Source organism: Micromonospora noduli, assembly GCF_003264475.1.
Classification (GTDB): Bacteria; Actinomycetota; Actinomycetes; order Mycobacteriales; family Micromonosporaceae; genus Micromonospora; species Micromonospora noduli.
Genome location: NZ_PYAC01000042.1, coordinates 181,956 through 194,516, shown reverse-complemented (window position 1 = coordinate 194,516; position 12,561 = coordinate 181,956). Strand labels below are relative to the sequence as shown.

The following is a 12,561-nucleotide window of genomic DNA, read 5'->3' as shown; positions in this document are numbered from 1 at the left end:
GGCCCGGAGCGCTGCCGCGTAAGGGGCTTGGCGACCTGCCCGGTAGCGACCTGGGTCACCCTGTTCGTGCCTGGGCGGGCGGCGGCGGCGACTTCACGACAGACTTGGGCGGTGAGCACAGCGATCCGCGCGTCGTCGATCCTGCCCGGCCGCCGGGAGGACATCGAGCTGCACACCGCCGACGGTCTGCGACTGGTCGGTGAGCTGGCCCTGCCGGCCGACCGGCCGCCGGTGGCCACCCTGGTCTGCCTGCACCCGCTACCGACCCACGGCGGAATGATGGACAGCCACGTGTTCCGCAAGGCAGCCTGGCGGCTGCCCGCGCTGGCCGACCTGGCGGTGCTGCGGTTCAACACCCGGGGCACCAGCAGCGTGCGCGGCACCAGCGAGGGAGCCTTCGACGGCGCGGTGGGCGAGCGGTACGACGTGGCCGCCGCCATCGAGTACGCGGAGTTCGCCGAGCTGCCCAACATCTGGCTCGTCGGCTGGTCGTTCGGCACCGACCTGGCGCTGAAGTACGGCTGCGACCCGGCGATCGCCGGGGCGATCCTGCTCTCGCCGCCGCTGCGCTTCTCCGCCCCCGAGGACCTGGCCACCTGGGCCAACTCGGGTCGACCGCTGGTGGCGCTGGTGCCGGAGTTCGACGACTACCTGCGCCCCACCGAGGCGCGGGAGCGGTTCGCCGCGGTGCCGCAGGCCGAGGTGGTCGGGGTTCCGGGTGCCAAGCACCTGTGGGTGGGCGACGCGGAGACGGTGCTCGACGAGATCGTCCGGCGGGTCAACCCGGTCGTCGAGGTGCCGCTGCCGACAACCTGGGACGGCCCGATGGAGGCCGGCGACGTCAGCGCGTACGCCGACCGGACGGTGGCCGCCTTCGCCGACACCCCAGTCCCCGGCCCGGCCGCCACCAAGGCGGACTGACCCGCCCGTCCGCCGGCGCCTGGCCGCCGGTCAGGCGGGCTGACGCTCAGCGGCGCTCCTGGCGGGGCAGCACCACCTCGCGCAGGATCAGTTGCAGCGCGGCCACCGTGGGGATGGCGATCAGCGCGCCCACCACACCCAGCAGCGCCACCCCGAGCAGCGCGGCCAGCAGGGCGGCCACCTCGTTGACCTCCACCGAACGCCGCATCACCTTCGGGTAGATGAGGTAGTTCTCCACCTGCTGGTAGATGAGGAAGAAGACCGCGCAGGCGATGCCGGTGGGCAGGTCGGCGGCGAAGCCGACCAGACTCACGATCACCGCGCCCAGGGTGGCGCCGATCTGCGGGATCAGGTCGGTCACCGCGACCACCACGGCCAGCGCGAACGGGTACGGCAGGTCGACGATCAGCGCGAAGACGAAGGTGGTCGCGCCGGCCAGCACCGCGATGCTCAGCGCGCCGACCATGTAGGCGCCAACCTTGGCCAGTATCTCGTCACCGATCAGCTGCACCCGCTGCCGCCGCGACCGGGGCACCAACGAGTAGCCCAGCGAGCGCAGCTTGTCGAAGTAGGCCAGGAAGTAGATGGTCAGCACCAGCACGGTCAGCGTCCGGAACACCGTGCCGAAGATCAGTTGTGCGCCGCCCAGCACGCCGCCGAGCGCCCGTCCGACCGTCTCCGCGTTGGCCGCGCCCTGCACCCGCTCCACCACGTCGTACCGCTCCACCAGGTCATTGACCGTCGGGTTGCGGCGCAACTCGTCGAGCAAGCTCGGGATCTGGTCGATGAACTGCCCCGACTGGGTGACGATCGGCGGGACCAGCGCCACGATGCCGCCGCAGAGCAGCAGCACCACCGTCAGGGCGACCCCCGCCACCGCCAGGCCGTGCGGCACACCCCACCGGCCCAGTCGGACCACCGCCGGGTTGAGGCCGACCGCGAGGAAGAGCGCGATCACCACCAGCACGAGGATGCCGCCGGCATTGCGAATCCCCAGATAGAGGGTGTACGCCAGCAGCACGCCCAGCGCACCGGTGAAGCCGAGCAGGAAGCTGCTGCGGCGCAGTGGCCGCCCCGGTGTGCCGAACTTTCCGGACGGGACCGCCGGCGGCTCATCCGGGTCGACCCCCGGGACGGGGACCGGCACCGGGGGTGGCGTTGCCGCTGACGATGCCGGCTGCGCCTCCGTCGGCTGCGCTTCCGCCGACGGTGGCGTCTCCGCCGGCTGTGGGGTTTCCGCTGGCGGGGGACCGGGGGTCACGTCCGGCTCGTCGCCGGACGGGTCGTGCTGTGGCACCAGGGACCTCCCGGCTCAGGCCGTCGGACGACGGGCGACGGCCACGAACGCCCGCCACGCGGCGGGCGCGAACACCAGCACCGGACCGGCCGGGTCCTTGCTGTCCCGCACCCCCACGACCCCGGGCAGATTGTCCGCCACCTCGACACACTCTCCGTTGCCGCTACGGCTGGACGTGCGCCAGAGCGCGCCGGTCAGGTCCATCAGGTCACAACTTCCTTCATCAGCTTGATCGACTGGCGGCGAGACAACGCACCGTTTCTGATCATCTCCCAATGCGCCAGCAGCGTAGCCACCTCATGGTCGCCATCGACCACGAGACCGTCAATCTGGTGCTCCATGTGCCCCACCCAACCACTGTCGGCATCTCGGGCCGGATTGAACGGTCCGGAAAGGTCTCCGGTGGGGGCGGTCGTGGAGCAACGGCTCGCCGACGGCAGCCCGGTGGTGGCATCGAGACGACCATCGGCCGATCTGCTCGACCATCAATGCGCGACTCGGGCCGTACCCCGTGTTGCCCGACCCGGCGGCGCGCGGACGCCGCACATCCCGCTGCAACCTGCGCGGTGCTGCCGGGCCAACGGCCGGCAGTGGCCCTGCGCGGAAGCCCGGCTGCTGCTCAAGGCGGAGTTCGACGAGGACCACACCCACCCCGGACGCCGCCAAATCCGTGCAGATCTTGGACAGTTTCCGTTAGGCCGTAACGGAAACTGTCCAAGATCTGGTGGTGGGGCGGCGCGTAACGGCGAAAGCTGTCCGGATGCTGCCCGCCGATGACGCCGACGCACTCGACTGGCTCGCCTTCGAGCAGGCGGGCGTGCTGACGACCGCGCAGGTCGCCGGGTTGCCCAGCGAGGGGCGGGTGCGGGGCCGGATTCGCTCCGGTCGGTGGCGGTCGATCTGCCGCGGGATCCTGCTGGCCGGCAACGGCCGACTCACCCGCGACCAACAACTCTGGGTGGCGGTGCTGGCGGCCGGGCCGGGGGCGGTGCTGGCCGGGGTGTCCGCCGCCGCCGAGGCCGGGGTACGAGGACTGCGACGCGAGCCGCTGCACGTGCTGGTGCCGGCAGCCCGCCGTGCCGCGCGGGCCACCCTGCGTCGACTTCCGATCGACATGCCCGCCGTCCTGGTCCACCGCACGACGGTTCTCCCCGAGGCCCATCTCCAACGTGCCCGCCCACCGCGCACCACGACGGCGCGGGCCCTGGTGGACGCGGCGGGCTGGGCGGCCGGCGTGGACGAGGCGCAGTCGGTTCTGGCCGCCGGTTGCCAGCAACGCCGGGTGCTGCCCGAGGAGTTGCAGGCGGTGCTCGACGTCCTCCCTCGAGCCCTCCGTCGGCGGCTGATCGGGCTGACCATCAGCGACATCGCGGGCGGCGCACAGGCGCTCTCGGAGATCGACTTCCTGCGGCTGTGCCGCCGGCACCGGCTGCCCGCCCCGGACCTGCAGGAGCACCGGGTCGACGCGGCCGGCCGGAACCGCTGGCTGGACGCGTACTGGCGGGAGTGGCGGGTGCAGGTGGAGATCGACGGCGCGCACCACATGGACGTCAAGCAGTGGGCGGCCGACATGCGTCCACAGAACGACGTCTGGAACAGCGGCGACCGCATTCTGCGCTTCCCGGCCTGGCTGGTCCGCGCCCGCCCGGACGAGGTCGCCGACACCGTCCGACGCGCCCTCATCGCAGCCGGCTGGACCCCCGCCCCGCCCCTACGCCACCCGACGCAGAAATGAATCTTGGACACTTTCCGTCGGCGGTTGACGGAAAGTGTCCAAGATTTCGAAGCTTCGGCGGGCGGGTGCCCGTCACTCCTTGTCGATGGTGACCTTGCTGGGCTTGGCGCTGCGCTCGTCGGTGGTCGGCTTGCTGGGTCGCTTGCCGTTCTCACCGGTGCTAGTGATCTTGGTGGGCTTGGCGCCCCGGCCACCCTCGCCCGGAACGGCGGCCACGGTCGGCTCCCCGTCCACCCCGGCGCTCGCCGTCCCGCCATCCACGGTGGTCACCGGCTCGGCCACCGGCCGGGTCGTGGACTGCCCGGACTCTTCCGCGCCTGCGTTCACCGGCTGCCTGGTGTCGGCGGGCTCCGTCTTCAGCCCGGTGCCCGTACCCGAACCCCCGGTGCCCGTACCCGAACCCGCGGCCGCGCCGGCGGAAACGCTCACGCCGTCGTCCCCACCACCGGGCACGTCTCCGTTCGCGCTGGCGTCTCCGGCCGGCGCGGTCGGCCCGTCGATCGGACCGGCGACACTCTGCAACCGCAGCTCGGACATCTGACGCTGGAGCTCGTCGGACTCCTGCCGCGCCTTCCAGGTCTCCTGCCGCAGATCCGCCAACTGCTGCTGGGCCTGGGCGATCTCCAACATCACCTGGGCCAACTGCTGACGGCCCGCCGCCGACTCCTGCTGGGTCGCCGCCAGGTGCTGCTGAGTGGTGGCAAGGTGCTGCTGCGTGGTGGCCGCGTACTCCTCGAACTGCCGCCGCGACGCAGCGACATGCTCGTCGGCCTTGCGGCGCTTGTCGCTGGCCTCGGTCTCGGCCCGGCTCAGCAGCTCGGCGGCCTCCGCCTCGGACCGCTGGCGCAGCGCCGCCGCGTCCTGCTCGGCCGCCTGGCGGACGCCGGCCGCGCCCTGCTCGATCTCGTTCTTGCGAGCCGTGTACTCGGTCTCCAGCTCGTTCTTCCGGGTGGAGTATTCGTTTTCCAGCTCGTCCCGACGGGTGGTGAACCCGTTCTCCAGCTCCTGCTGACGGCTGGCGAGCCCAGCCTCCAGCTCCTGCTGGCGCGCCGCGTGTTGCTTGTCCAGCTCGTCGCGGCGCTTGGCGAACTCCTGCTCGGCCGCGGACCGTCGCTGCGCCAACTCCCGGTCGGCCGCCTCCCGACGGGAGTTGACCTCCTGCTCCACCCCGGCCCGCCACGCGCCCAGCTCCTGCTGGGTCTGTGCCCGGGTGTGCTGCACGTACGCCTCGGTCTCGGTGCGCATTCGCTGCACGTACGCCTCGGTCTCGGCGCGGCTGCGCTTCGCCGACTCGGTGGCCTGCGTCGTCAGCCGCTCGGCCTCCTGCTGCGCCTTCGCGCGGGTGGCCCGACCCGCCATCGACGCGTCGTCGATGATCTGCTTGGCCTCCTGCTGCGCCTTGGCATGGGTGGCCCGACCGGCCTCGGTCGCCGTGTCGGTGAGCCGCTTGGCCTCCTGAAGCGCCTTGGCGTGCACCTCCTTGGCGGCATCCCGCAGATCGCTGGCCTCCTGCCGGGCGTTGGCCAGCGTCTCGCGGGCCGTCTCGCGCAGCTTGGTGGCCTCCTGCTGGGCCCGGGTGTGGATCTCCTTGGCGGAATCCCGCAGCTGGGTGGCCTCCTGCTGGGCCTTCGCCAGCGCGTCCTGCGCCGCCTTGCGCAACTGCGCCGACTCGTCCTTGGCCGCCCGCAGGGTCGCGTCCGCCTCGGCCCGCTGGGCGGCGCTGTGCCGCTCCTCCTCCGCGCGTCGGGCGGCGAGGGCGATCTCGAAGTCCTTCAGAGCCCGCGCGGCCTGCTCGCGGGCCTCCTCGATGATGTGCTCGGCCGCGGCACGACGCGCCTCGATCTCCCCGTTCGCGTCGGCGAGGATCTGCTCGGCCTGCTCCTCAGCGAGAGTGAGGATCGACTCGACCCGCGGGCCGAGGTGCCGGAACGACGCCCGGTCGACCACGTTCATCTGCTTGCGCACCTGGGTCAGGTCGCGCTGGAGAACCTCGACCTGGCCGGCGAGCTTGTGGATCTGTGTGTACGCCTGTTCCCGTTCGGAGGCGAGGGTCGCGATCTCGTGCTCAGCACGTGCGACATAACGGTCGACCTGTTTCTTCTCATACCCCCGCAGAGCGGACTCGAAGCTGGGCTCCGTCGTCACGTCCCCGCCGAGAGCGAACAGTTCCTCGCCGTGCGACATGCCCCCATCCTCACACGCAACGGGCCCTGCTGGGGCGATACGGACGGGCCTTGTGGGAGCTACTTCACTCCGTTGCGGTCAGCGAATACCAGGGGTTAGGAAACGCATACGGCGCGAGGTGGCACCGGTTACCCGGTGTCACCTCGCGCCGTCGATGCCCCGACCTGACGCCCTCGCGTCAGCCGGCGGTCTCCGCGGGCACCCGCTCCTGACCGCCATCGGTCTTCTTTGCTGCCTCCGGCTTGGCAGCCGGAGCGGCCTGCGCCGGCATTCCCGGAACGATGCCGGCGAGGCCGGAGAGCATCTGACCCAGCTGCGACGTGACAGCGTCCTTCTGCCGGGTGAGGTCCTCGACCTCGCGGCGGGCGGCCTGCGTGGTCAGCTCCGCCTCGGTGCGGGCCTCGGTGAGCAGGCGCTGCGACTCGGCCTTCGCCTCGTTGAGGGTCTTCTCCGAGTGGGCCTTGGCCTTGTCGACAGTCTCGGCGGCGTTGCGCTCCGACTCGACCCGCCGCGCCTCGGCGCGCTGCTCGATCTCCTTGGCCCGCTCCTGCGCGGCCCGGGCACGCTGCTCGGCCTCGCTGACCATCTTCTGGGTCTGCGCGACCTGCGCGGCGTGCCGCTCGGACTCCTCGCGCTCGGCCTTCTCCCGCCGCTCGGCCAGCTGGAGCTCCAGGGCCTGCAGGTCCTTGTCGCGCTTGTCGCGCGCATCGGTGAGCAGCTTGGTCGCCTCGGCGCGCTTCTCCTCAGCTTCGCGGGCGGCCTTCGCCCGCTGCTGGGTGATCTCCCGCTCGGCGGTGGCCCGCAGGGTGGCGACCTCCCGCTCGACTGTCGACTTCAGCTCGGCCACCTCGTGCGCGGTGACCGTACGCAGCTGCTTGGTCTCCCGGTCGGCGTCGGCGCGCAGCGTGTCGGCCTCGCGGCGTGCCTGCACCCGGACCTCGGCGGCCTCCCGCTCGGCGGCCGTACGCAGGTTGCCCGCCTCGCGCTCGGCGCTCGCCTTCATGGCGGCGGCCTCGGCGCGGGCCTTGTCGGTGATCTCGCGGGCCTCGAGGCGGGCGGCGGAGAGGATGCCCTCCGACTCGCGCTTGGCCTCGTTGCGGTGGTCGTTGGCCTGCTCCTCGGCGAGCCGGAGGATCTGCTCAACGCGCGTGCCGAGCCCGGAGAGGGTGGGTCGGCTGTTCTCTTCGAGCTGCTTGTTCGTGTCGGTGAGCTTCTGCTCCAGCGCACTCATGCGCTGCTCGGCCTGGCGGAGCCGACGCTGGGCGTCGTTCATCCGCTGCTCGGCCTCGGCACGGGCCTGCTCGGACTGGGTCAGCGCGGCGGTCATCCGGCCGAGGAAGTCGTCGACCTGATGAGTGTTGTATCCGCGCAGGCCAACGGTGAAATCTGGCTGCGAGTTCGCGTTATCGAAGAACGCGAGAGGGGAGGACTGCTGCTGGGGCATTGGGACATACTGGCAGACGCCCCAGGGTGCTTCGCAAGAGCGGTGCGAAGCTTTCGTGCCCTCTTTACATGGTCAACTCCCGCGATCGGCCAGGTTGGACCAATCGGCGATCTTGGCAGGTCCCGGCGGGTCGGACGCCACGCAGCGTGACGCGGAAAAGGGCCCCGGGGTTACCCCGAGGCCCTTTGTTCGATCCGGGTGGCTTATCCGCTAATGGGGGCGGAAGAACAATGAGCGATCAGCGCAATGGTCATCCAGCGTTCCACCGTCCGGCCGGGACCCGCCCCGGCGCTCCGGACGCCGGTCGGTGCCCCCGAGGGCCGGCGGCGCCGGTCAGTGACCCCGGGCCGGCAGCGCCGCTCAGTGACCCCGGACCGGCGGTGCCGCTCAGTGCCCCCGGAACCGGTTGATCGCGTCCTCGTGCCGGGCCCGCAACTCCCCGTCGCGCACGCCCAGCCCGTCAGTCGGTGCGAGGCAGCGCACGCCGACCTTGCCCTGGTGGGCGTTGCGGTGCACCTCGTACGCGGCCTGGCCGGTCTGCTCCAGCGGGTAGGTGCGGGAGACCGTGGGGTGCACCTTGCCGAGCGCGACCAGGCGATTGGCCTGCCACGCCTCGTGGTAGTTGGCGAAGTGGCTGCCCACGATCCGCTTGAGGTGCATCCACAGGTAGCGGTTGTCGTACTGGTGCAGGAAGCCGCTGGTGGAGGCGCAGGTGACGATGGTCCCACCGCGCCGGGCCACGTAGACGCTGGCGCCGAACGTCTCCCGACCCGGGTGCTCGAACACGATGTCCGGGTCCTCGCCGCTGGTCAGCTCGCGAATCCGTTCGCCGAAGCGCCGCCACTCGTCCGGGTCCTGGGTCTCCTCGTCCTTCCAGAAGCGGAAGCCCTCCGCGGCCCGGTCGATGACCAGCTCCGCGCCCATCTTGCGGCACAGCTCGGCCTTCTCCGGCGAGGACACCACGCAGACCGGAATCGCGCCGCCGTTGAGCGCCATCTGGGTGGCGTAACCGCCGAGGCCGCCAGAGGCACCCCAGATCAGCACGACGTCGCCCTGCTTCATGTTGGCGCCGTGGTGCGAGACGAGCTGCCGGTACGCGGTGGAGTTGACCAGCCCCGGGCTGGCCGCCTCCTCCCAGCTCAGGTGCCGCGGCTTGGGCATCAGCTGGTTGGCCTTGACGATGGCCAGCTCGGCCAGCCCGCCGAAGTTCGTCTCGAAGCCCCAGATCCGCTGTTGCGGGTCGAGCATGGTGTCGTCGTGCCCGGCCGCGTCCTCCAGCTCCACGGAGAGGCAGTGCGCGACCACCTCGTCGCCGGCGGCCCACCGGGTCACCCCCGGGCCGGTGCGCAGCACCACGCCGGCCGCGTCCGAGCCGACCACGTGGTACGGCAGGTCGTGCCGACGGGTCAGCTCGGAGACCCGGCCGTAGCGCTGGAGGAACTTGAAGGTGGACACCGGCTCGAAGATGCTGGTCCACACCGTGTTGTAGTTGATCGCGCTGGCCATCACCGCGACCAGCGCCTCGCCCGGCGCCAGCTCCGGCGTCGGCACCTCCTGCACGTGCAGGGCCTTGCGCGGGTCCTTGTCCCGGGTGGCCATGCCGTCGAACATCCGGGCCTCCTCGGCGCGGACCACCACGCCCCGGTAGCTCTCCGGTACGGGCAGCCCGGCGAGGCCGGCGAGTTCGCGGTCCGGATCGTTCGATTCCTCCGCCGCCATGATCGCTTCGAGGATGTCCTGCACGGTGACCTCCGGTTCATCCGCACCCGCACGGGCCCGGGTGCTGCCATCGTCGGCGCCGGTGGGCACGACCGCCATGTCGGCATTCGACACATCCGGCACCGGTCGCGCTCCTGTGGGGCCGGACGTTACTGAACGGTAGCTAGGCCGGGAAGCCCTCTGTGAAAAACTGCATCCGCCGATGCGTGAAGGTGTCCAACCACCCCGCCAACCGCGCACTGACGTGCGCGCACCGGACGCCGCCTCTCGTTGATCAAGAGCTTTCGGTCATCTCTGCGGCGCGGGATGACGCAAACCTCTTGATCAACGAGGGGTGGGGGTGGGGCCGGAGGGTCAGTGGGGGGTGGGGGCGGGTTGGACCAGTTCGACGAGGACGCCACCGGCATCCTTGGGGTGCACGAAGTTGATCCGGCTGTCCGCGGTGCCACGCCTCGGAGCGTCGTAGAGCAGGCGCATGCCGCGCTCACGTAGCGCCGCGCAGGCCACGTCGATGTCCACCACGGTGTACGCGACCTGCTGCACGCCCGGCCCGTTGCGGTCCAGGAACTTCGCGATGGTCGACTCCGGGGTGAGCGGGGCGAGCAGCTGCACGCAGCCACCCTCGGTGGTGGGCCCGACGGCCAGCATCGCTTCCCGAACGCCCTGCTCGGTGTTGGTCTCCACGTGGACGCAGCGCATCCCGAACGTCCGCTGGTAGAAGTCGATCGCGGCGTCGAGGTCGGCCACGGCGATCCCGACGTGGTCAATCTTGCGAAGCCCGATGTCTGTGACGTAGTCCGCACCGGGCTCGACGGGGGAGTTCTCTGCCATGGCGCTAGTCTGGCCGAACAATCGTTAAGGCGTACAGCTCGGCACCCCTTCGGAGGCAGGCATGGCTTCGGTGATCGTCAGCGGCGCGCGGACCCCGATGGGCCGGCTGCTGGGCAACCTCAAGGACCTCCCGGCCACGAAGCTCGGCGGGATCGCCATCAAGGCGGCGCTGGAGCGTGCCGGCGTCAGCCCGGACCAGGTCCAGTACGTGATCATGGGGCAGGTGTTGCAGGCCGGCACCGGTCAGATCCCGGCTCGGCAGGCGGCGGTCGAGGCCGGCGTGCCGATGTCCGTGCCGGCGCTGACCATCAACAAGGTCTGCCTCTCCGGCCTGGACGCGATCGCCCTTGCCGACCAGTTGATCCGGGCCGGCGAGTTCGACATCGTGGTGGCCGGTGGCATGGAGTCGATGACCAACGCCCCGCACCTGCTGATGGGCCAGCGCACCGGCTACAAGTACGGCGACGTGGTGGTCAAGGACCACATGGCACACGACGGGCTCAGCGACGCCTGGGACTGCTGCTCGATGGGCGAGTCGACCGAGCGGCTCGGTGCCAAGCACGGCATCTCCCGCGCGGAGCAGGACGCCTTCGCCGCCGCCAGCCACCAGCGGGCCGCCGCAGCGCAGAAGAACGGCCACTTCGCCGACGAGATCGCCCCGGTGGTCATCCCGCAGCGCAAGGGTGACCCGCTGGTGATCAGCGAGGACGAGGGCATCCGCCCGGACACCACAGTCGAGTCGCTGGCCAAGCTGCGCCCCGCCTTCGCCAAGGACGGCACCATCACCGCCGGCAGTTCGTCGCCGATCTCCGACGGCGCCGCCGCGGTGCTCGTGATGAGCAAGGCCAAGGCGAAGGAGCTGGGGCTGACCTGGCTGGCCGAGATCGGTGCGCACGGCAACGTGGCGGGCCCGGACAACTCCCTGCACTCGCAGCCGTCCAACGCCATCAACCACGCCCTGAAGAAGGGTGGCCTGAGCGTTGCGGACCTGGACCTCATCGAGATCAATGAGGCGTTCGCGCAGGTCGGTGTCCAGTCCACCCGGGACCTCGGGATCAGCCCGGACAAGGTCAACGTCAACGGCGGCGCGATCGCGCTGGGGCACCCGATCGGCATGTCCGGCGCGCGTCTCGTGCTCACCCTCGCCCTGGAGTTGAAGCGGCGTGGCGGTGGCACCGGCGCGGCCGCGCTGTGTGGCGGCGGTGGCCAGGGCGACGCGCTGATCATCCACGTGCCGGGCAAGGCCGAGACCAGCCAGTGAGCGCGAGGAGTGAGCCGGTCCTGCGAGCCCCGCAGTCGCGAACAGGGATGACGCAGTGAGCGAGGCTGAGCACGTCCCGGCAGCGGGCACCACGTCGGTGCGCCGCAGCCGGGACGTACCGCTGCTGGTCGAGCGGGCCCGCGCGGGCGACCCCCGCGCGGTGGCTCGCCTGATCACGCTGGTGGAGAACGGTGACGCGCTGTTGCCGGAGATCGCCGCGGCGCTGGCGCCGTACGCCGGGCAGGCCCAGGTGGTCGGGCTGACCGGTTCACCCGGGGTGGGCAAGTCGACCACCACGAACGAGCTGGTCCGGGCGCTGCGGGCGCGCGGGCACCGGGTGGGCGTGCTGGCGGTCGACCCGTCCAGCCCGTTCACCGGCGGAGCGATCCTCGGTGACCGGGTGCGGATGCAGGACCACGCCACCGATCCGGGCGTCTACATCCGGTCGATGTCCAGCCGGGGGCACCTCGGCGGGCTGGCCGCGGCCACGCCGCAGGCGGTCCGGGTGCTGGAGGGCGCGGGCTGCGACGTGGTGCTTGTCGAGACGGTCGGCGTCGGGCAGGCCGAGGTGGAGGTCGCCTCGCTCGCCGACACGACGCTGGTGCTGCTCGCACCCGGGATGGGCGACGCGATCCAGGCGGTCAAGGCCGGCATCCTGGAGATCGCCGACGTGTTCGTGGTCAACAAGGCGGACCGGGACGGCGTCGACGCCACCGTCCGTGACATCCAGGGCATGATCGCACTCGGTGAGCGCGGGCCGGGGCAGTGGCGGCCCCAGGTGGTCCGGTCGGTCGCCGCCCGGGGCGAGGGCATCGACGACATCGCCGCCGCCATCGACAAGCACCGGGGCTGGCTGGTCGAGCACGGCGAGCTGCGCCGCCGCCAGGAGGCGCGGGCCGCCGCCGAGATCGAGGCGATCGCGCTCGGCACCCTCCGCGCGCGGATCGGCTCACTGCGCGACGGTACGGAGTTGGCCACGCTCGCCACCAAGGTTGCCGAGGGCGCGACCGACCCGTACACGGCGGCTGACGAGTTGCTCGCCCAGCTCGCGCGCTGACCCGGGGAACCGCCGGCCGGCGCGGCCACCTGGAGGACCCGCTCGGCACTGTCCGGTACGGACCGTCGCCGTCGCCCGTGCGCGCCGCACGCCCGCAAGCGAAGGTCGCTCT

General features: G+C 71.5%; 11 protein-coding genes. 4 read left to right on the top strand and 7 right to left on the bottom strand.

Annotated features, from left to right (window positions below):
• Positions 1–111: 111 nt before the first annotated feature.
• Positions 112–921, top strand: a complete 810-nt coding sequence (locus MED15_RS29870; protein WP_112737546.1) for an alpha/beta hydrolase — start codon at positions 112–114, stop codon at positions 919–921.
• Positions 922–967: 46 nt separating this feature from the next.
• Here MED15_RS29870 and MED15_RS29865 read toward each other — a convergent pair whose 3' ends face one another.
• The 3 genes from MED15_RS29865 to MED15_RS29855 all read right to left on the bottom strand — a co-directional run bounded on the left by MED15_RS29865 (position 968) and on the right by MED15_RS29855 (position 2,559).
• On the bottom strand, positions 968–2,068 hold the full coding sequence (locus MED15_RS29865; protein WP_112601161.1) for an AI-2E family transporter: 1,101 nt from the start codon (positions 2,066–2,068) through the stop codon (positions 968–970).
• A 165-nt stretch (positions 2,069–2,233) separates the two neighbouring features.
• Complete coding sequence (locus MED15_RS29860; protein ID WP_112584043.1) at positions 2,234–2,422, bottom strand: DUF397 domain-containing protein; 189 nt, start codon at positions 2,420–2,422, stop codon at positions 2,234–2,236.
• On the bottom strand, positions 2,422–2,559 hold the full coding sequence (locus MED15_RS29855) for a hypothetical protein (RefSeq protein WP_181518391.1): 138 nt from the start codon (positions 2,557–2,559) through the stop codon (positions 2,422–2,424). Before MED15_RS29855 ends, MED15_RS29860 begins: the two co-directional genes overlap by 1 nt.
• Before the next feature lie 419 nt (positions 2,560–2,978).
• On the opposite strand from MED15_RS29855, the gene MED15_RS29845 reads away from it, so the two are divergent.
• Complete coding sequence (locus tag MED15_RS29845; protein ID WP_112697989.1) at positions 2,979–3,953, top strand: PDDEXK family nuclease; 975 nt, start codon at positions 2,979–2,981, stop codon at positions 3,951–3,953.
• A gap of 72 nt (positions 3,954–4,025) precedes the next feature.
• Here the strand turns inward: MED15_RS29845 and MED15_RS29840 are convergent, their stop codons facing one another.
• The 4 genes from MED15_RS29840 to mce form a co-directional block, all read right to left on the bottom strand.
• Entirely contained in the window at positions 4,026–6,137 is a 2,112-nt protein-coding gene (locus MED15_RS29840) for a coiled-coil domain-containing protein (protein WP_112697988.1), read from the bottom strand.
• A gap of 178 nt (positions 6,138–6,315) precedes the next feature.
• On the bottom strand, positions 6,316–7,581 hold the full coding sequence (locus MED15_RS29835) for a DivIVA domain-containing protein (protein ID WP_091405818.1): 1,266 nt from the start codon (positions 7,579–7,581) through the stop codon (positions 6,316–6,318).
• A gap of 387 nt (positions 7,582–7,968) precedes the next feature.
• Positions 7,969–9,324, bottom strand: coding sequence for a crotonyl-CoA carboxylase/reductase (ccrA, locus tag MED15_RS29830; protein ID WP_112584057.1), 1,356 nt, complete (start codon positions 9,322–9,324; stop codon positions 7,969–7,971).
• 330 nt (positions 9,325–9,654) lie between these two features.
• Entirely contained in the window at positions 9,655–10,131 is a 477-nt protein-coding gene (gene mce / locus MED15_RS29825) for a methylmalonyl-CoA epimerase (protein WP_091405814.1), read from the bottom strand.
• A 61-nt stretch (positions 10,132–10,192) separates the two neighbouring features.
• Here mce and MED15_RS29820 point away from each other — a divergent pair, with 61 nt between their 5' ends.
• The gene (locus tag MED15_RS29820; RefSeq protein ID WP_112737544.1) at positions 10,193–11,392 is read left to right on the top strand and encodes an acetyl-CoA C-acetyltransferase; all 1,200 of its coding nucleotides are present in this window, start codon (positions 10,193–10,195) and stop codon (positions 11,390–11,392) included.
• Between the two features lie 55 nt (positions 11,393–11,447).
• Complete coding sequence (gene meaB / locus MED15_RS29815) at positions 11,448–12,449, top strand: methylmalonyl Co-A mutase-associated GTPase MeaB (RefSeq protein WP_112584046.1); 1,002 nt, start codon at positions 11,448–11,450, stop codon at positions 12,447–12,449.
• The last annotated feature ends 112 nt before the right edge of the window (positions 12,450–12,561 follow it).

Coding starts and splice junctions, on each gene's coding strand:
- MED15_RS29860 (WP_112584043.1), bottom strand. CDS start 2,422: ATGGACCTGACCGGCGCGCTCTGGCGCACGTCCAGCCGTAGCGGCAAC.
- MED15_RS29845 (WP_112697989.1), top strand. CDS start 2,979: ATGCTGCCCGCCGATGACGCCGACGCACTCGACTGGCTCGCCTTCGAG.
- MED15_RS29840 (WP_112697988.1), bottom strand. CDS start 6,137: ATGTCGCACGGCGAGGAACTGTTCGCTCTCGGCGGGGACGTGACGACG.
- MED15_RS29820 (WP_112737544.1), top strand. CDS start 10,193: ATGGCTTCGGTGATCGTCAGCGGCGCGCGGACCCCGATGGGCCGGCTG.
- MED15_RS29855 (WP_181518391.1), bottom strand. CDS start 2,559: ATGGAGCACCAGATTGACGGTCTCGTGGTCGATGGCGACCATGAGGTG.
- mce (WP_091405814.1), bottom strand. CDS start 10,131: ATGGCAGAGAACTCCCCCGTCGAGCCCGGTGCGGACTACGTCACAGAC.
- MED15_RS29835 (WP_091405818.1), bottom strand. CDS start 7,581: ATGCCCCAGCAGCAGTCCTCCCCTCTCGCGTTCTTCGATAACGCGAAC.